Origin of the sequence: Asticcacaulis sp., assembly GCF_035497195.1 — a bacterium.
Taxonomy (GTDB): domain Bacteria; phylum Pseudomonadota; class Alphaproteobacteria; order Caulobacterales; family Caulobacteraceae; genus Asticcacaulis.
Window position 1 is genome coordinate 363,075 of record NZ_DATJDZ010000014.1, and the last position, 17,478, is coordinate 380,552.

A 17,478-nucleotide genomic window follows, 5' to 3' on the forward strand; every position below is an offset into this window, starting at 1 on the left:
CTTTAATGATCGGACTGGTCATCGTTACTCACGGCAAACTGGCTGACGAGTTCGTATCGGCGATGGAACATGTGGTCGGCCCGCAGACTCAGGTGGCCGCCATCTGTATCGGCCCCGAAGACGATGTGGCCCAGCGCCGCAAGGACATCCTCGACGCTACCTTTGCCAATGATTCCGGTGATGGCGTTATCCTGCTGACCGACATGTTCGGCGGCACGCCTTCCAATCTCGCCATCTCGGTGATGGAGCAAACCAAGGCCGAGGTCATTGCCGGCCTCAACCTGCCAATGCTGATCAAGCTGGCCTCCTTGCGTAAAAATGAAGACCTGGGCGCCTGCGTCTGCCATGCTCAGGAAGCCGGCCGCAAATACGTTACCGTCGCCTCTTACGTTTTGTCGGGCGACAACTGATCCACTTTTCCCTCTGGACTAAACACCCGAACGCCCGCATTCTGCGGCGCGAAAAGCCTTGGCCAAAGGAAGGCCGCGGGGAGATATGAGTGAGAGAAACTGAGCCAGGCGTGCGGACCGAGGTCGAGATTTGCAATTTGAAGGGCCTGCACGCGCGGGCTTCGGCCAAGTTCGTCAAGCTGGCCTCGTCGTTTGACGCGCAGATCTATGTCATCAAGGACGAAACCAAGGTCGACGCCCAGTCGATCATGGGCCTGCTGATGCTCGGCGCGGGCAAGGGCACCGCTATCGGCATCGAGGCCGAAGGCGTCCAGGCCGAGGAAGCCGTGGCCGCCCTGGCCGAACTGGTCAGCAACCGCTTCGACGAGGACGCATGACGGCCGCTTTCAAGCTCTGCTTCGCGTTGCTGGCGGCGTCCGTGCTTTGTATGTCGGGTCTGGCTCATGCCGAAGGCGCGCCTTATAACGAAAACGCGCCCGCGCCGAAGCCCGTCGTCAAGCGCAAAAAACCGGCTGCCAAGCCTGTGCCGGCCTTACCGGACGCGCCCATGGCTTACACCAGCACGCTCAGCCCGGACATGGCGAAAGCGCTGACGCCGGGCGCACTCGAACCCCTGCCGCCGCCCGTGGCCGTGACCGCCGCACCCTTGCCGGTTCAGCCGGTCGAAGCGCCACCGCCGCCCGCGCCTGCTCCCATCGTGACGGCGGCAGCGTCCCTTGTCCAGCAGATCAGCCTGAAATGCGAAACTCAGGTCAGCGAAGGCAAGCGCTTCATTTCGCAGGGCATCTTCTATATCGACCTCTTCCCGTCGCCGGTTTTCCCCGATGAACACGCTGATTTCAAGTTCCTGCGCGTCGATCCGGCGCACCAGTCGCTCATCCGCGAATCCATCTGCCTCGATATCGGCTGTTCGGCCACAGTCACCGGCTCGGCCTATTATCTCGTCAACCGCGTCACCAAACACGGCGGCGCCCTGCGCATCACGCTCGATCGCTCAAGCGGCGCGTTTTATGCCGAAGAGGTCGAGGCCAGCCGCCTCGGCATGGGGGCGGCGCACCGCGGCGAAACGGGCTATTGCACACCGCAGAAGCGCGCCGATACGCTGTTCTAAACCCGCGTGATTCTGACTGCCATCCACAGCTTTCCGGGCAGGGCGATCGATGGCCGGGCCGGGTCGTGGAAATCGTAGCCGTCCTTTTTCTGCATTGTGAAAACACCCTCGACCGGCGTCACTGTCATGTTCCAGGTGTCGATCAGGTCGACGCGGAACTGTTCGCCGCCGGCCAGTGCCTGCTTCGGCAGGTCAAGCGGCCATTCCGCGGGTGACTGATCGCCAAAATAGCGCAGGTAATAGGACCCGGCCTGGCCACCGATATGGCGGTCCCACCATTTATCGACCGGATCGACGCCCGGCTTTGGCCCTGCCTCCATCACCGTTTTCAGGAAGGCCAGGCGCGGAATACTGGTGCCCAGAAGCCGCCCGCCGATACCGGTCCAGCCGCCATCCGGGCTAAGGTTCTTGTCTGTCAGCACCTCGCCGTGGCCGACATAGGTGCCGGCGATCAGCCCATGCCAGAAACGCGACACCATCTCTTCGCCGGTCAGGTTACCCCAGCGCAGATCGGACTTGCCCTCGTAACAGATCTCATCGAAGACCACAGGCTTCATCCAGATACTGCGATAGATTTCGGCGCGGGTATCGTCCTTGACGGACATGCCGTTCTGGATGCTGGAATGCGTCACCCACGGCTTGCGGTTATCGAAAAACGCCTTGCAATTATGGATCGAGCGCAGGCGCTGGTGCGGGTCTTCGGCGGCGACGAACTGCCCGATATGGTCCCAGTCGGCCTCTGATTTCGCCTTCACCAGGTCGAACTCATTGGCCATCGACCACCAGACATTGCGGTAAGCGCCCAACCGCGCGATCATATAACGCAGGTAGCGTTCATCATCGGCGCGGGCCATTTCGGCGTAACCATGCACCTTGTCATAGGGATGGTGCAGGATGATATCGGCCTCAATGCCGAGCGCCTGCAATTTCGCCACGCGATCCTCGAAACGGCGGAAAAAGGCGGGGTTAAACCGCGCTGCATTCCAGTCCTTCGGACCTGCGCCGCTATAGGCGAACGGTTCTATCGGCTCGGCCTTCACATTGGCATAGACGCACATGCGGATCTTGTTGAACGAGGCGGCCTTGAGCGTTTGTAGCGTTTCCGCACACAGGGCGTCGGACTGCTGCGCCCAGGCGTAGGCCGTGGTGCCGATCTGGCGGAAAGGCGTGCCGTCGGCATAGGCGAAATGGTAGCCATCGGGCGTGACCCGCACCGGACCGTGATTGCCGCCGGTGGCCGGCCGCGCGGTGAAGGTTCCCGTGCGGTCATTCAGTGCCCTGGTATTGCTGGTCGTGCGCCATTGCCAGGCGCCCTCGGTTTCGGGGCTGAAACGGATTTTATAGATGCCATCTTCGTCATAAAACCCCGGCACACGCAGGGTTTGCGCGCCATTGCGGAATTCCGCTGCAAGCGTAACATCGGCAAAGGGGTTGCCGGTTTTCGGCCCGTCGAGCGTGATTTCATACAGGCCCCAGCGCTCGATAGATGCCGTTTCTGCCTTGGCAACCCCCGCCAGAGACAGCGCGCCGCCAAGCGCCATGACACCGCGCCGCGTGAGTTTTGACATGAAAACCTCCCATTATATTTGTCAGTCATCATATGATTATAATGGCCACAAAGGCAAGCCATGTGGAGGGCCTTATGCCTTTCTTATGTTGCAGCGCCCCTCAAGCGTCGAAAATTTAGGCTCGCGCCGCCTATAGTAAATCCGATTATGTAACCTATTGATTTCAGGAGATATTCATGAACAACGATCGCACACAAGGCGCCTGGGAACAGGTCAAGGGCAATGTTCAGAAAATGTGGGGCAAGCTCACCCATGACGATCTCGACGTGATCGAAGGCGATCGCAAGCTTCTGGCCGGCAAGATTCAGGAGCGCTACGGCATCGCCCTGGACGAAGCTGAAAAGCAGGTCAATGAGTGGAACCGCAAGCACTAGCCGCGAGAAACCACAAAGAGATTGTCGCTTCTTTCCCGCCGGATGGTTGCGACGATAAGGGCGGGAAGGCGTTTCCTCAGATGCGTCTTTCCGCTCTTTTATTTTGCGCTGATCTTGTTGGGGAAGGGACCAGGCGCGACGCCGGCATTGAGCGAGATAAGCCAAAACCCGCCGCACATCGCGCCTGATCTGCAGGCCCGCCGGGTGTCCCATGAAAAGAGGTCTTCGGCGGCAGGGTCAGCTTAGGGTGCAGGTGGTAAGATTGCTGTGCGGGAGAATGGACGGAGGATAAAAGGGCTATAAGAACGCCCCTAATATTAGGGGGTTTGGCGTCAGCAAACATATATGTTTGCCAGCCATGGGCCCCGCTTGGGCCAGAGGGGGTTATCACCCAAGCCTCCGCCTGCTTAACCGCCTGATTTAACCCCACCCGCCCTTCGGGCGCCCTCCCCTAAAATTAGGGGAGGTTCTATTTTTATGGCGCGCCTTCGCGGGCGGTCCGGCGGGCGATGGCGAGGGTTTCCAGACTGTGATTGAGCACCGCCTGCCAGGTGGTCAGGGCCGCCTGTTCGGCTATGGGATCGGCGGTCGTCACCCAGGCCGGCTTGGTGGGCAGGTCGTCGCGCGTCTCGGTATTGACCGCATCGAGCACCTTGCCGACCACAAGCAGAGTCTTGGCGGCCTGTTCGGCCTCCTTGTAGGTGGTGGGCGGTTCCAGCACTTCGACGGCGCGCAACAGCGCCTCGGCCTGATCCCGCAGGCGCTGCTGCTGGTTGCGACGAAGCGCCTGTCTTTGTTCAGGCGTGGCGATGGGGGTATTTGCGTGTTCCATGAGGACAAGCATGGAACGGGAATTACGCGCGGGGATTAGTTTTCAATCTCCTCCCCTGCAAAGCGGGGGAGGTGGCGCGCGTAGTCGCGCCGGAGGGGGCTCTTACGAATGCGCCCGCTCTTTCGCCAATAACCAGATGCCGAGGGCGACTTCATCCGGATCGGCCATGATCTCGCTGGCTGCAATCCTGCATGTCGTTATGCCTTGTTCTAACAACCACGCATCCCGCCGTTCGTCACGTTCCGGATGATCCTCAGTTGTGTGGATCAGGCCGTCGACCTCGATCGCCAGCCTTGCCTTGGCGCAATAGAAATCGAGCACATAAGGGCCGATGGGATACTGTCGGCGAAAGCTGATGCCGGTATCACGCACTCTCAGCCGCGCCCAGATACGCGCCTCCGGCGGCGTCAACTCGCGCCGCAGCCTTCGCGCAAAGGCGATCTTGGATTTGTCCCGAACCCTCATGACCGAAGCCTAACACCCTTCTCCTCCCTTGCAAGCCCTTGGGCGAAGCGGGGGAGGTGTCAGCGCGAAGCCCAAAGGGCTGGTGTCGCTGACGGAGGGGGCCATTCCACGCTCCGAGTCGGCCCCCTCCGTCTCGACGCGGCCTTCGGCCTTGCTCGCCACCTCCCCCGCTGCGCTACGCTTGCAAGGGAGGAGGAAGAAAGACACACCCAATCTTTTCCTATGTCGATTGGTACTGGGCTATGTTCAATTAAGTCTTTTTAGACGGCCCTTGAATCGCTTGTACAAGCTCATACTATGACTGTAACGTGCAAAACATAGGCGCAACCACCGTAAATTACATATGTGCGCGATAAGATATCATCCTAGCTTAATTGATTCTCAGGGGATCACATGCGCTTTCTGACATTAGAGCACCTCCGCTTTAAATACATGCCCAGATTGGCGATGTTTCTGACAAGGCAGTCAGTTATAAATGCACGACGAAAATTGCGGGGCAAAAATATTCGCGTATTGGTGGATACAAATATTCTTGGCAAAGCCGTTACTCACGAAAGCGCTTGGATTTCCACCGGTTCTAAAAAATGGGGTGATCGGGATGTGGAAACAGGCCATATGGCACGAATTCCAGTGCATGCCCGAGATTGTGATAGCAAAGAATACCGGTCTATTAAATATCTTGCAGGTATTGTGCAATTGGCGCGGGAGGGAGTGTTGTCACTCTTTAGCTCGGCAGAGTTGGATGCAGAACAGGATTATCAGCCCATCGGTCGTTACCGTGGCTACGGTTATTTTGATTTCAACCTTTTCAAAGACATCTCTATTCCAAGTATAGATGGATATGCTCAGGTAACCTTGGGGCCATCATATTTGAACCTGCCAAGTTGCCAAGAGCAGCAACATCAAAGAATTAGAAATTACGGAGCCCCTTTGTTTGAGGCTATATACAGTAAGCTTGACCATGATGATAGCAATGACGCTGGCATATAGCAACCGCAGAGCGTCATGATCTCTTCTGCTTTTTGACGATGGACTTTAAATTAAAAAACAAAATACGTGCTCGTCTTACCCTGCCACCATTCAGTGCTTTAAAAACACGCATTATGACTCCCGAAGAATTTGGGAAAGAATTTAATCTAATTCCCATGCCGCCGGTACTTTTCAGCTATAATGATGCGAGTTTCTTTGTACGGCCCGATCTGCATTGGGAGAATAATACGCGACAACCACCGAAGCGCAAAAAAAAGTAAAAGCCTCCGTTTCCGGAGGCTTTTCTTTATGCGATAATATTGCCCTTGGTCGCTTCCGACCGCTTCTTGAGAAGCGTATCGAACGCCCCCCAGACGCCCTCTTCGCCGGTCCATTGCCCCTTGGTGGCGGCCTTGGAATATTCGGTGGCGCGGGCCTCGAAGAAGTTGGCGTGTTCGACGCCCGACAACAAAACCTGCAACCACGGCAGCGGGTTTTCCTTCACGCCGCCATAGACTTCCGGCAGTTCCAACTGGCGCAGGCGCCAGTCGGCGATATAGCGGATATAGGCCTTGATATCTTCGGGGGTCATGCCCTGGACCGGCCCCTGCTCGAAGGCCAGGTCGATGAACTTGTCCTCCATCGTCACCACGGTCTTGCAACAATCGATGATGTCATCGGCCACCGACTTGGTGACGGCCTTCGTTTCGCGGTTGAACGTATGGTAGAGTTTGATGATGCCTTCGCAGTGCAGGCTTTCGTCACGCACCGACCACGACACGATCTGGCCCATGCCCTTCATCTTGTTGAAGCGCGGGAAATTCATCAGCATGGCGAAGGAGGCGAACAGTTGCAGGCCTTCGGTGAAGCCACCGAACATGGCAAGCGTCCGGCAGACATCGGCTTCGGTATCGACGCCGAACGTGCCCATATAGTCGTGCTTGTCGCGCATGGCCTGATAGTCCATGAACGCGCCGAACTCGCTTTCGGGCATGCCGATGGTTTCCAGCAGCAACGCGTAGGCGGCGATATGGACGGTTTCCATATTGGCGAAGGCCGACATCATCATCTTGATTTCGGTCGGCTTGAAGACGCGCGAATAGCGTTCGAGGTAGTTATCCTGAACCTCGATATCCGACTGGGTGAAGAAGCGGAAAATCTGGGTCAGCAGGTTGCGCTCTGAGTCATTGAGCTTGGTGGCCCAATCTTTACAGTCTTCGCCGAGCGGCACTTCTTCCGGAATCCAGTGGACCTGCTGCTGCTTGCGCCAGAACTCGAAGGCCCAGGGATAGCGGAACGGCTTGTAGGAATGGCTCGGGGTCAGGAGACCGGCGGATGAATTGGCCAGAATAATTGAACTGCTCATGAAAAATCCCGAATCGCTACTAAAGCCCAGATGAGAGCTATATCACCACATTTCGTGGTTAAGGCTAGGTTAACATCTACATATGGTATGTGGTTTTTGGGGATAATTTTTCAATCCCGACATTATGTCGCAAGGCGACTCCTGTTGCGCACACGGTAGCACAAGGTCTCGCGCGGCGCAGCGGCAAAAGTTAACGAGTCACAATTGGTGATGGGGGATAAGAACCTCCCCTGATTTGGCTACGCCGAACTTCGTTTCAGGGGAGGGTGCCCGCAGGGCGGGTGGGGTTAAATGGCGCTGGCGGTATTAACCCCTTCCGGCGCAAGAGCGCCACCTCCCCCTGAAATCAGGGGGAGTTCTGGTACAGTTCAGCGCTGTCGAGTTATGGGTGCAGGGAGCTTTTTAGTTGCGCTACCGCTTCGCTGCTTGAGCGCGAGGCCCCTGCTAGCTGCCCGACGCCTTGACCGAATCCCATGAACGCGCTGGCGCCGTAGTCGAGGCCGGTGCGGCTTTCGCGGCCACCGCCTGTTGCAGCCAGGCCAGGGCGTCATCAGCCTGTTGTGGCGGCAGGTCGCGGCGCAGCAGGCTTTCGGCCTCCGGCATCTTGCCTTCGAGGCCGAGTACAAGCGCCAAATTCTGGCGAATCTGCACGGTGACGCCCGGTTGCGCCACGGCGGTGCGCAGCAGCGGTTCGGCGCCGGTGAAATCACCGCGCGTCACTTTCGCCATCGCCATATTGGTCAGGACGGCGGGGTTATTGGGGGAAAGCGCCAGCGCCCTGGCCCAGGTCGTCTGGGCTTCGTCGGGGCGCTTGGTTTGGTCATAGGCGACGCCGAGCAGCGAATAGGCCTGCCAGTCCTTCGGCTTCAATTCGATGACGTGTTCCAGCGGGTCGATGGCGAAGAAGGCGTTGTTGTCGGCGATATGGGCGCGGGCGGCGGCCAGCAGGATATCGCTATTGTCGGGCGCGAACAGCAGGACGCGATGGGCGATATCGGCGGCTTCCGGATAACGGCCGAGCGCGCGCAGGGCGTTGGAGAGGTAAAGCCCCATCTTCGGGTCGGTGGGGTTATGCTCGAACTGATCGTTGAAGAAGACGGATTGCTGGAGCGGATCGGCGCGCAGGGCGGCCTCGATCTCCGCCTTGCCGGCCGGCTTGAAAGTCTCGGTCTTGGGCGTGGCGACAGACGGCGCCGGCGTGTCCTTCGCCTTGTCCTTGCCGAACAGGCCGGCCGAGGCGGGGCTGGCCATGAAACAGGCGATAAGAGCGGCGGAAACAAGCAGGTGGCGCGACATGATCGTATCCAGAATTAAGCTTTCGGTGACCCCTGTGAAGATATAGTTAAAGCTCTTAACAATCGTTAACGGTGACAGATACCGATGCCCAAGCCGATCAAAGCCCCAAAGGCCGCCGCCGAACACACACTTTTCGCCCTGTTCGAGGAAGAGGCCGCCGCGGCGATCGCCGCGCTGAAACCGGCGCAGGCGAAGTTCCTGACGCTCAAGGGCTTTACCGGCAAGGCGGGTAGTCTGATCGTTCTGCCGGAGGAGGGCGGCTGCCGCGCGTGGTTTGGCCTCGGCGCACGCAAAGCCTATACGCCGATGACCTTCCGCGCCCTGCCATCGCAATTGCCGAAGGGCCTGTGGGCTTTGCAGTACGACGCGGAACTCGACGCCCGCGCTATTCATGTCGCCTGGGGATTGGGCGCCTATAGTTTCACGCACTATAAATCGGCCAGCACAGTCAATAGTTCTTTGGGCGAAGTCCGGCTCGATGACAGCGCGCTCGATGAGGCGACGAAAACGGCCGTGGCGCGTGAGGTCAAGGCGCATAATCTGGCGCGTGATCTTGTCAATACGCCGACCAATGATATGGGACCGGCGGATATCGAGACCGAGGCGCGCCGTATCGCCGGGGCGCATGGCGCTGCGATCAACATCATTATCGGCGACGACCTGCTGAAAGAGAACTATCCGGCCGTTCATGCCGTCGGCCGCGCCGCCGGGCCGCAAAACCAGCCGCGTTTTATCGAGATAAGCTGGTCGCCGAAAGGTGTGCCCGGTCCGTTGCCCGTGGTTGCCCTGGTTGGCAAGGGGGTCGCCTTCGATACCGGCGGCCTCAATATCAAGGGCGGCGCCGGCATGGGGCTGATGAAGAAGGATATGGGCGGCTCGGCCCACGCGCTCGCTTTGGCCGATTGGGTGATGGCCAGCCAGTTGCCGGTGGCGCTTCATGTGCTGATTCCGGCGGTGGAAAATTCGATTTCCGGCGATGCCTTCCGGCCGGGCGACATCATCGCCTCACGCGCCGGGCTATCCATCGAGATCGGCAATACCGACGCCGAAGGCCGGCTGATCCTGGCGGATGCTCTGACGCGCGCCAGCGAACTGGAACCGGCCCTGACCATTGATTTCGCCACCCTCACCGGTGCGGCGCGCGTGGCCCTGGGACCGGAGGTCATTCCCTTCTATACCGATGACGAGGATGTGGCGCGGCAACTGGAAGTGGCCTCAATCGCGCAGAATGACCCCCTGTGGCGGATGCCGCTGTGGAAGGGCTATACTGACGCGCTTGAGTCCGACATCGCCGATATCCGCAATGATCCGGCCGGCTGGGCGCAGGCGGGTTCGGTGACGGCGGCGCTTTTCCTGCAAAGGTTCGCGCCGAAATCGGGCGCCTGGGTGCATTTCGACATCTATGCCTGGAACCCGCGTGGCCGCGCCGGTTCGCCGGTGGGCGCCGAGGCCCAGGCGCTGCGGGCGGTCTATCAGTTGCTGACGTCCTACTGAGCGATACAGCGTTAAGACCTGCTTCAGGAGTCATAAATCTCCTGTTGACCTTGGCTGTTAAGGCGATCTTTGCATCCGTGCCGTACAGTGCACATATAGGGCGCATAGCTACGCGCCACGGATAGAGTGACCTGTAGAAGGCAAACGCATATGAGTGATGACCCTTTCGATAAACGCACCACGCCCCTCAAGGACGGCGTAACCGATCAGGCGCATGAAGGCCTGATCCGCGCGAAAACCTATGTCACCGGCGAAATCCTGAGCTGCTATGACGCCTCAGCCCCGATCCTGTCGCAGCCCGAACAGGGCGCCGAACAACTGGATCAGTTGCTGATGGGCGAGCGCTTCAAGGTCATCGAGCGCAAGCATGATTATTTCTGGGGCCAGGCCCTGCGCGATGGCTATGTCGGCTATGTGCCGGTGTCGGCCTTCAAGCGCGACTGGTATCTGCCGACGCACTATGTCTCGACCCTGCGCACCTATGTTTTCGCCGGTCCGAACCTGAAGGCCTCGACGCTTTCCGCACTTAGCCTCAATGCGCTGGTGTCGGTGACACGTTATGAGAATGGTTTCGCCTATATCAACGAAATGGGCTGGGTGTTCGCCAATCATCTGTCGACCTTTGAGACCTTCGCCGCTGATTTCGTCAGCGTGGCGGAAAGCTATATCAATGCGCCCTATCAGTGGGGCGGCCGCGAAAGCCTGGGGCTGGATTGCTCCGGCCTGCTGCAACAGGCGCTATACGCCGCCGGCTATGGCTGCCCGCGCGATTCCGACATGCAGATGAAGCTGGGCTTGCCGCTTATTGTCGGCGCTGATCTGCGCGGCCTGGTGCGCGGCGATCTGGTTTTCTGGAAGGGCCATGTCGCCATCATGACCGACGACGTGCACATCATTCACGCCAATGCGCACCATATGAAGGTGGCCATCGAACCGCTGGCCGATGCGGTTGGCCGCATCGATTCCTGCGGTTCCGGTATGCCGCTGGCGTTTAGACGGCTGTAATTCATCTCCTCCCCTGTGAAACGGGGGAGGAGAAGAAATGAAAACCCCCGCCGGAGCGATCCGGCGGGGGTTTTGTTGTCTTGAGTGGCGGCACCGTTAGTGGGCGGGCGCGGCTTCGGCGGGTGCAGCTGCTGCGGGGGCGCTGGCCGGCGCTTCGCCCGCGGCAGGGGCGGCAGCAGCCGACTTGGGCGCGGGCACCGGATAAGCTGTCGAGCCTTGCGTATGCAGATAGGCGATCAGGTCGATCCGGTCCTGCGGTTTCTTGACGCCGACGAAGGTCATCTTGGTGCCCTTGACCACCTTGCCCGGCGCGCCGAGGAAGGCGTACATCGCGTCCCAGGTCCAGTTCGGCACGTCCTTGGCGTGGGCCTTCATGGCGTCGGAATAGTCCATGCCGGGATGCGAAGCCACCGGACGATCGACGACGCCCCACAGGTTCGGACCAATGGCGTTGGGTCCGCCTTGCTTGTCATTATGGCAGGAGGTGCATTTGGTGTTGAAGGTCTTTTCGCCGGCAGCGATATCGGCGGTCGGGATCACCGTGCCCCAGTCGGGCGGGGTATCGACAGCGGCAGCAGCGCCACCTTCGCCACCGGTATCGGCGACTTCGATCGCGTAACCCGGCTTTTCGGGCGCCTCACGATGGTAGATCGCTTCCGCGCCGAGCTTGACGCCCATGATGACCAGACCGGTCGCCAGGACCGCACCGAGAATTTTGTTTACCTGAAGGTCGCCGCTCATGTCGCCAAGTTACCCTGTTGATTCATTCGTGCCGAAGCTTAGGCCACCAGAGACGTGTGTCAATATGTGGCGAAAGCAAGGCTTATTGATCTACTTGCGTTTGGCTCTCTGACACGCTACCGGCAATTGCGCAAGCTCACTTTTAGGCCCTGCGGACTAAAATAGGACCTTGCGTGGCATTTCGTCGCACTTAATCCGCTCAACGCTAACTGCGGCTCCTCGCATCGGCTCGGGCGCACATTTGTGCTTGCCAAAACCGGGTTCGGTTTTGGCATTTTCTGAGGTTGAGGGACTACCATGAACGCGCAAACCATTCGCAAGATCGCCTATCAGGGCGAGCCGGGGGCCTTCAGCCATCAGGCCATCAAGCGCTGGTTTGGCGAGTTTGCCCCGACGCCTTTCCCAACTTTTGAAGCCGCCTTCGCCGCCGTGCGTGACGGCGAGTGCGAACTGGGCATGATCCCGGTCGAGAATTCCGTTGCCGGCCGCGTCACCGACGTGCATCACCTGCTGCCGAATTCCGGCCTGAAGATCATCGGCGAGCGCTTTTTGCCAATCGAAATGATCCTGATGGGTGTGCCTGAAACCGAACTGGCCAACATCAAGGTGGCGGCTTCGCACACAATGGCGCTGCTGCAATGCCGCAAGGCGCTGAAGGAACTGAACATCACCGCCGAGGTTTTCCACGACACCGCCGGCGCGGCGCGCGCGCTTTCCGAGACGCGCGAACTCGATCGCGCCGTCATCGCGCCGGAGCCAGCCGCCGAGCTTTACGGCCTGAAAATCCTGCGCCGCCATATGGAAGACGCGCAAAACAACACGACGCGCTTCCTGATACTCACCACCGAGGACCGCGTGGTCGAACCCGCGCCCGGTATCGACTGCATGACCAGCTTTATCTTCCGCGTAAAGAACATCCCGGCCTCGCTCTACAAGGCGCTGGGCGGTTTCGCCACCAATGGCGTCAACATGACCAAGCTGGAGAGCTATATCGAAAACGGCGTCTTCGCCTCGACCGTCTTCTATTGCGATGTCGAAGGCCGGCCGAGCGAAGGCGGTCTGAAACAGGCGCTGGAGGAGATCAATTTCTTCGCTGTCGATGTCGAGATTCTCGGCACCTATCCACTTGATCCCTTCCGTAATTCCGAGGGCCAGAGATGAGCGACCGCATTACAGCCCTTGAGGAAACCATCGCGCACCAGGGCAAGACCATCGACGAACTGTCGGAACAACTGACCGAACAATGGAAGGTCATCGACCGGATGAAGCGCACCCTCGAACGCCTGGGCGAGCGTCTGGAAAATCTGGATGCCGGTACAGGTGAGGTGCCGGTGACCAAGCCCCCGCATTATTGAAAGTCGATGAGATCGCCAAATTTTGAATTGGATGGTTGGTGTCTTGAGGATGGTGAACAGTATCACCGAGAAGCGGCAAAGACGTTCGAAATTCCTGATTTGGAAGTCAGAAAAATACTCGATAAAGGCGACATCGCAAAGCTCATATTCCGAATTGCGCTCCATAGCGAAGATGAAGCTGAATCCTTCGAAAGAATGTGGGTGATTGTCAGCAGGCGAACGGAAACGGGCTATATCGGAGTATTAGATAATCAACCTTCCACAATAAGCGAAAATGATAGTCTTCGGGTTGGCACCGAATTACCTTTTGAGCCTCGGCATATCATTTCAGTGGAGCATGGCAGTGAGGCCAGCCTGGTGATTGCAATGAAACCCGCACCTATTCCTTGGATTGGTTAGAGGCAGGAAGTACCTACTTTTTCCCACTGGCCTCGGCATACATCTAATATATCCGGCACAATCGGACCCGCGATCACGTCGGTGATAGCCATCCGAACAGACAACAGGTTCTTATAACGACCTTAAGACGCCTGATCCAGCTGTGTCGGTTCGTTGTCGGGCGCCGTGTTTTCCGGCCGGATCTTGCGGCGTTCCGGACCCGCATATTTGGCGTCTGCCTTGCGGCGGCGTTCCGGACCGAAATAGTTGCCGGCCTTGATGAACTGGCGCGGGTGATCGACGATCGACACCACCTTGCGATACAGTTCCGTCGCCGTCACCGGTTTGCAGCAAAACTCGGTCGAACCGGCGTCGCGGGCGTCAAGCACATGGGAACGCTCGGAATGTGCCGTCAGCATGATGATCGGTATGAACCGATTGGTGCTGTCCGATGACTTGCGCACCAGGTTGATGAATTCGACGCCGTTCAGCACCTCCATCTGGTAATCGACGATGATGATGTCGATAGCGTCGCTTTTCAGGCGATGAAAAGCCTCGGCGGCGTCACGCGCCTCGACGATGTGGACCGCGCCAAAGCCGCGCAAAATCGTCTTGATGATGTTGGACATATGGCCGTTGTCATCAACGACCAGGAACCTTACGCGCGCCAGACTGGCCAATTTACTCTCCCCGTCTCCAAAGGTAGTGATTGGAGCTGAGATCATCATAAGCGAACGCGGTTACCGGACCTTTTATAAAGTTCTTAAAAACAACTTTTATTTTCGGCCGCTGACCTCGGCATAGACCGCTTCAAAGGTATCCGGCACGATCGGGCCGGCGATCTTGTCGGTGATGGTGCCGTCCGGGCTGACGATATAGGTTTCCGGCACACCCGAAATGCCCAGAGCCAGGGCCATCTTGCCATCCGGATCGGTCAGCGTCTTCACATACGGATTATCATGCTGGGCGAGGAAATTCAGCGTGTTTTGCGGTTCGTCCTTCCAGGCGATACCGATGATGGTCACGCCCTTCGCCTTCAAGGCCATCAGTTGCGGATTTTCGGCGATGCACGGCGCGCACCACGAGGCGAAGACATTGACCAGCACCGGCTTGTCCAAACCGGCGACCAGCGCTTTCAGTGACGCCGGCGTGCCATCCTGCAAGTCATTGATCACCACGTCCGGCACCGACTTGCCGACCATTTCGCGCGGTTCGTACTGCGCCTTTTTATGGAAATTATAATAGCCCAGCACCGCCAGCAGGCCGACGAACAGTACCAGCGGCGCGAAATAGACCAGCCGTTTCATTGGGTTTCCGCCGCCGCCTGCAAGGCCTCCAACACCATGCGGCGCTGCGCCTGCACACGCAGGGAGATCACGACCAGCGCGCCGAGACCAAGGAGCGTGGCCCCATAGGCGCCCCAGACGTAAAAGGCGTACTTGCCCATATCGAGGTCCAAGGCGTTCTCCTAATTAAAGCTAAGGCGCGCGCGCAGGGCGCGGTATTTGCGGGCGAGGATTTCGGAATCGAGCCGGACCAGGAACAGCCAGATCGTCAGCACATGATAGGCGGCCACCATGACGAACAGCGGCCACAGCATGGAGGCGGCGATGGTGGGGCCGCCCTTGACGAAGATGCTCTCGCCCTGATGCAGGCTGTTCCACCATTCGACCGAAAACTTGATGATCGGCAAATTGACGAGACCGACCAGCGCAAGAATGGCGGTCGATTTGGCGGCGCGGGTTTCGTCCTCGATCGAGGCATGAAGCGCGATATAGCCGATATAAAACAGGAATAGCACCAGCACCGAGGTCATGCGGCCGTCCCATTGCCACCAGGCGCCCCACATCGGCTTGCCCCACAGCGAACCGGTGACAAGCGCCAGTCCGGTGAAGACCGCGCCGATCGGGGCCAGGGCCTTCGCTGCCGCATCTGCCAGTGCATGGCGGAAGATCAGGCCGAAAAAGCTGGCGACCCCCATAGCGGCGTAGATGAAAAGTCCCATCCAGGCGGCCGGCACATGGATATACATCAGCCGTACCGTATCGCCCTGCTGGTAATCCTCCGGCGAGGCGAAGCAGAGATACAGCCCCCAGACGAACAGGAGCGCGGTCAATCCGGCCAGCCACGACCGCAGGGGCCGCGTGACGCGGGTGAAACGTTCCGGATTGGCGAGGAAATTGATCATGATCCGGACATAGGGGGTTTGGTGATTTTCGGCAAGAGGCCACTCTTAGAACCAACATGGCGTTAACGGATTGCTTGCAGTTTTCGGCTATGATCATGGTAATCGCTGGGAGGCGCCGATGTCGTTCGATCACTTTATTCTGGGTCTGATCTTCATGATCACCCTCGCCATCTATTATTTCAGTATGCGCAAGGACTGTCGCTGGATGGCCTTTTTCATCGCCGCGCTGATGACCGGTATCACTGCCGGGATCGCGCGTTTCGTGGCCGATGAGGCGGTGGCGCGGATGTTGATCCAGATTTCCATTCTCGTCATGCTGGGCCTGAGTATCCCGGCGCGCTACTGGTTCGGCAGCAAAAACACCCGCAGCGTTGTCTATCGCCAGCACCATATCAAGGTGACCCGCTTCCTGCCGTGGTAAGGCTTAGCTGAGCGCGCTGCGTAAGGCCGCGCCCATAGCGATCGGTCCCAGCGCCAAAGCGAACAGGGCATAGGCGGCAAGAAACGCCAGCGCCTGCAGGGGTGACGTCGAGGTCTGCACCGCCTGCATCAGGCCGGCGCCGAAGATCACCGGCGGCACGTAAAACGGCAAAACCAGCAGGGCCATCAACACGCCGCCCTTGCGCGATCCGAGCGCCAGTGACGCGCCGATTCCGCCGATCAGGGCGAAGCTCAAACTCCCCAGAAATGCCGAGATCAGTCCCATCAGCGCCAGCGAGACCGGTGCGCCAAGAATGATCATGACCACGGGCGTCATCAACGACAATATGACGCCGGTGCCGAGCCACTGGCTGAGGCATTTCAGCAGGGCGATCCCTTCGAGCGGCAGAGGGCCGAGCCGCAGGGTATCGAACACCGCATCCTCGTAATCCCGCTCGAACAGGCGTTCCAATGACAACAGGCTGGAGAGTGCCAGGCACAGCCAGGTCAGGCCGGCGGCGATGCGCGACAGCACCGCCTGATCGGGACCGAGACTCAAGGGGATCATCGCCATCAGGGTCAGGTAAAAACCGACGGCGAGCAAGGGGCCGCCACCGCGGGTCAGTGACAGGCCAAGGTCGCGCTTGATCAAGGCGATGGCGGCGCGGATCATCCTTCTCCTCCCCTGTAGCGCAGCGTGCGGGGGAGGTGGCGCGGCGAAGTCCGCGACGGAGGGGGCGTTACCGCTGCCAAGAGGCCCCCTCCGGCCAGACAAGCTGGCCACCTCCCCCGCTTTGCAGGGGAGGAGAAGATGTGCGTTCCTCTAAACACTGGCCGCCTCGCGTTCTTTCGCCGTTGGCCGTTCGAGTTTGAGACCGCGCGTCTCGAACGGCAGCGCATCATGCACCGCCGCGATGATCAGTCCGCCGTCCGCAAGATGCTTTTGCATGATCCCAGCCAATAGCGCGCGATGGCCGACATCGAGCGGCGCCATCGGCTCATCGAGCAGCCACAAAGGCCGCTTCGCCATCAAAAGCCGCGCGAACGACAGCCGGCGTTTCTGGCCCGCCGACAGATAACGCGTTTCGAGATCGAGCAGGCCGATCAGGTTCAGTTGTTCGATGCCGGACACGTCGCCGCCGAGAAAGTCCGCCTGGAATTGCAACTCCTGCGCCACCGTCCGCGACGGGCTTAAGGCATCATGATGTCCAAGGAAATGGGTCATGCGACCATGCATGATTTCCGGCTCGATCTGCGCATCATTCTCATATGCAGAAATCACGCCTGCAAACGGCATCAGAAAGCCTGCCAGCGTGCGTAAAAGCGTCGTTTTTCCGACGCCGTTTTCGCCTGTCAGGCTAATCGCATCGCCGCCCGAAATATCAAAATTCAGATTATGAATCAGAAGGTTATAGCCTTTTTTCAGGCTCACCCCTTCGACCTTCAGACTCATGCCCATAAAAATAACCCTTTTCGCCTTACGGCTTACATAGACGAAAACAAATA

23 protein-coding genes are annotated in these 17,478 nt (G+C 58.9%); 11 read left to right on the top strand and 12 right to left on the bottom strand.

Annotated features, from left to right (window positions below; all coding sequences use genetic code 11):
• Nucleotides 1-5 precede the first annotated feature (5 nt).
• From VL130_RS05740 to VL130_RS05750, 3 genes are all read left to right on the top strand, one after another.
• Nucleotides 6-410 carry a PTS sugar transporter subunit IIA gene (locus VL130_RS05740; RefSeq protein ID WP_325361778.1) on the top strand — a complete coding sequence of 135 codons (405 nt, stop codon included), beginning with the start codon at nucleotides 6-8 and terminating at the stop codon, nucleotides 408-410.
• 89 nt (nucleotides 411-499) lie between these two features.
• Nucleotides 500-787: an HPr family phosphocarrier protein gene (locus tag VL130_RS05745; protein ID WP_325361779.1), complete on the top strand. Its 288-nt coding sequence runs from the start codon at nucleotides 500-502 to the stop codon at nucleotides 785-787.
• Entirely contained in the window at nucleotides 784-1,521 is a 738-nt protein-coding gene (locus VL130_RS05750) for a hypothetical protein (protein ID WP_325361780.1), read from the top strand. Before VL130_RS05745 ends, VL130_RS05750 begins: the two co-directional genes overlap by 4 nt.
• Here VL130_RS05750 and VL130_RS05755 read toward each other — a convergent pair.
• Complete coding sequence (locus VL130_RS05755; protein ID WP_325361781.1) at nucleotides 1,518-3,089, bottom strand: DUF5060 domain-containing protein; 1,572 nt, start codon at nucleotides 3,087-3,089, stop codon at nucleotides 1,518-1,520. The genes VL130_RS05750 and VL130_RS05755 overlap by 4 nt on opposite strands.
• A 176-nt stretch (nucleotides 3,090-3,265) precedes the next feature.
• On the opposite strand from VL130_RS05755, the gene VL130_RS05760 reads away from it, so the two are divergent.
• Complete coding sequence (locus VL130_RS05760; RefSeq protein ID WP_325361782.1) at nucleotides 3,266-3,463, top strand: CsbD family protein; 198 nt, start codon at nucleotides 3,266-3,268, stop codon at nucleotides 3,461-3,463.
• A 475-nt stretch (nucleotides 3,464-3,938) separates the two neighbouring features.
• Here VL130_RS05760 and VL130_RS05765 read toward each other — a convergent pair whose 3' ends face one another.
• Both VL130_RS05765 and VL130_RS05770 read right to left on the bottom strand, forming a co-directional pair.
• Nucleotides 3,939-4,295, bottom strand: coding sequence for a hypothetical protein (locus VL130_RS05765; RefSeq protein ID WP_325361783.1), 357 nt, complete (start codon nucleotides 4,293-4,295; stop codon nucleotides 3,939-3,941).
• 102 nt (nucleotides 4,296-4,397) lie between these two features.
• Nucleotides 4,398-4,760, bottom strand: coding sequence for an endonuclease domain-containing protein (locus tag VL130_RS05770; RefSeq protein ID WP_325361785.1), 363 nt, complete (start codon nucleotides 4,758-4,760; stop codon nucleotides 4,398-4,400).
• 393 nt (nucleotides 4,761-5,153) lie between these two features.
• Here VL130_RS05770 and VL130_RS05775 point away from each other — a divergent pair, with 393 nt between their 5' ends.
• Nucleotides 5,154-5,750: a hypothetical protein gene (locus VL130_RS05775; protein WP_325361786.1), complete on the top strand. Its 597-nt coding sequence runs from the start codon at nucleotides 5,154-5,156 to the stop codon at nucleotides 5,748-5,750.
• A 286-nt stretch (nucleotides 5,751-6,036) separates the two neighbouring features.
• On the opposite strand, the gene VL130_RS05780 is transcribed toward VL130_RS05775, so the two are convergent.
• Both VL130_RS05780 and VL130_RS05785 read right to left on the bottom strand, forming a co-directional pair.
• Entirely contained in the window at nucleotides 6,037-7,095 is a 1,059-nt protein-coding gene (locus VL130_RS05780) for a ribonucleotide-diphosphate reductase subunit beta (protein WP_325361787.1), read from the bottom strand.
• A gap of 444 nt (nucleotides 7,096-7,539) precedes the next feature.
• Complete coding sequence (locus VL130_RS05785) at nucleotides 7,540-8,391, bottom strand: tetratricopeptide repeat protein (RefSeq protein WP_325361788.1); 852 nt, start codon at nucleotides 8,389-8,391, stop codon at nucleotides 7,540-7,542.
• A gap of 84 nt (nucleotides 8,392-8,475) precedes the next feature.
• Between VL130_RS05785 and VL130_RS05790 the strand changes: the two genes are divergently transcribed.
• Nucleotides 8,476-9,885: a leucyl aminopeptidase family protein gene (locus VL130_RS05790; RefSeq protein ID WP_325361789.1), complete on the top strand. Its 1,410-nt coding sequence runs from the start codon at nucleotides 8,476-8,478 to the stop codon at nucleotides 9,883-9,885.
• Between the two features lie 150 nt (nucleotides 9,886-10,035).
• Complete coding sequence (locus tag VL130_RS05795) at nucleotides 10,036-10,890, top strand: NlpC/P60 family protein (protein ID WP_325361790.1); 855 nt, start codon at nucleotides 10,036-10,038, stop codon at nucleotides 10,888-10,890.
• 96 nt (nucleotides 10,891-10,986) lie between these two features.
• Here VL130_RS05795 and VL130_RS05800 read toward each other — a convergent pair whose 3' ends face one another.
• Complete coding sequence (locus VL130_RS05800; protein WP_325361791.1) at nucleotides 10,987-11,631, bottom strand: cytochrome c family protein; 645 nt, start codon at nucleotides 11,629-11,631, stop codon at nucleotides 10,987-10,989.
• A 297-nt stretch (nucleotides 11,632-11,928) separates the two neighbouring features.
• On the opposite strand from VL130_RS05800, the gene VL130_RS05805 reads away from it, so the two are divergent.
• The 3 genes from VL130_RS05805 to VL130_RS05815 are packed head-to-tail and all read left to right on the top strand — an operon-like array spanning nucleotide 11,929 to nucleotide 13,385.
• Nucleotides 11,929-12,792, top strand: coding sequence for a prephenate dehydratase (locus VL130_RS05805; RefSeq protein WP_325361792.1), 864 nt, complete (start codon nucleotides 11,929-11,931; stop codon nucleotides 12,790-12,792).
• Nucleotides 12,789-12,986: a SlyX family protein gene (locus tag VL130_RS05810; protein WP_325361793.1), complete on the top strand. Its 198-nt coding sequence runs from the start codon at nucleotides 12,789-12,791 to the stop codon at nucleotides 12,984-12,986. The genes VL130_RS05805 and VL130_RS05810 overlap by 4 nt, the downstream gene beginning before the upstream one ends.
• A gap of 6 nt (nucleotides 12,987-12,992) precedes the next feature.
• A complete protein-coding gene (locus VL130_RS05815; RefSeq protein ID WP_325361794.1) occupies nucleotides 12,993-13,385 on the top strand; it encodes a hypothetical protein in 393 nt (130 codons plus the stop codon).
• A 122-nt stretch (nucleotides 13,386-13,507) separates the two neighbouring features.
• Here the strand turns inward: VL130_RS05815 and VL130_RS05820 are convergent, their stop codons facing one another.
• From VL130_RS05820 to VL130_RS05835, 4 genes are all read right to left on the bottom strand, one after another.
• On the bottom strand, nucleotides 13,508-14,044 hold the full coding sequence (locus VL130_RS05820) for a response regulator (RefSeq protein ID WP_325361795.1): 537 nt from the start codon (nucleotides 14,042-14,044) through the stop codon (nucleotides 13,508-13,510).
• 96 nt (nucleotides 14,045-14,140) lie between these two features.
• Nucleotides 14,141-14,671, bottom strand: coding sequence for a DsbE family thiol:disulfide interchange protein (locus VL130_RS05825; RefSeq protein ID WP_325361796.1), 531 nt, complete (start codon nucleotides 14,669-14,671; stop codon nucleotides 14,141-14,143).
• Nucleotides 14,668-14,823 (bottom strand): heme exporter protein CcmD, encoded by a 156-nt coding sequence (gene ccmD / locus VL130_RS05830; RefSeq protein ID WP_325361797.1) that lies wholly within the window; start codon nucleotides 14,821-14,823, stop codon nucleotides 14,668-14,670. The genes VL130_RS05825 and ccmD overlap by 4 nt, the downstream gene beginning before the upstream one ends.
• 9 nt (nucleotides 14,824-14,832) lie before the next feature.
• Entirely contained in the window at nucleotides 14,833-15,552 is a 720-nt protein-coding gene (locus VL130_RS05835) for a heme ABC transporter permease (protein WP_325361798.1), read from the bottom strand.
• 70 nt (nucleotides 15,553-15,622) lie between these two features.
• On the opposite strand from VL130_RS05835, the gene VL130_RS05840 reads away from it, so the two are divergent.
• Nucleotides 15,623-15,973, top strand: a complete 351-nt coding sequence (locus VL130_RS05840; protein WP_325361799.1) for a hypothetical protein — start codon at nucleotides 15,623-15,625, stop codon at nucleotides 15,971-15,973.
• 3 nt (nucleotides 15,974-15,976) lie between these two features.
• On the opposite strand, the gene ccmB is transcribed toward VL130_RS05840, so the two are convergent.
• Both ccmB and ccmA read right to left on the bottom strand, forming a co-directional pair.
• Nucleotides 15,977-16,645, bottom strand: a complete 669-nt coding sequence (gene ccmB, locus VL130_RS05845) for a heme exporter protein CcmB (RefSeq protein ID WP_325361800.1) — start codon at nucleotides 16,643-16,645, stop codon at nucleotides 15,977-15,979.
• A gap of 150 nt (nucleotides 16,646-16,795) precedes the next feature.
• Nucleotides 16,796-17,431 (bottom strand): heme ABC exporter ATP-binding protein CcmA, encoded by a 636-nt coding sequence (gene ccmA, locus VL130_RS05850; protein ID WP_325361801.1) that lies wholly within the window; start codon nucleotides 17,429-17,431, stop codon nucleotides 16,796-16,798.
• Nucleotides 17,432-17,478 lie beyond the last annotated feature (47 nt).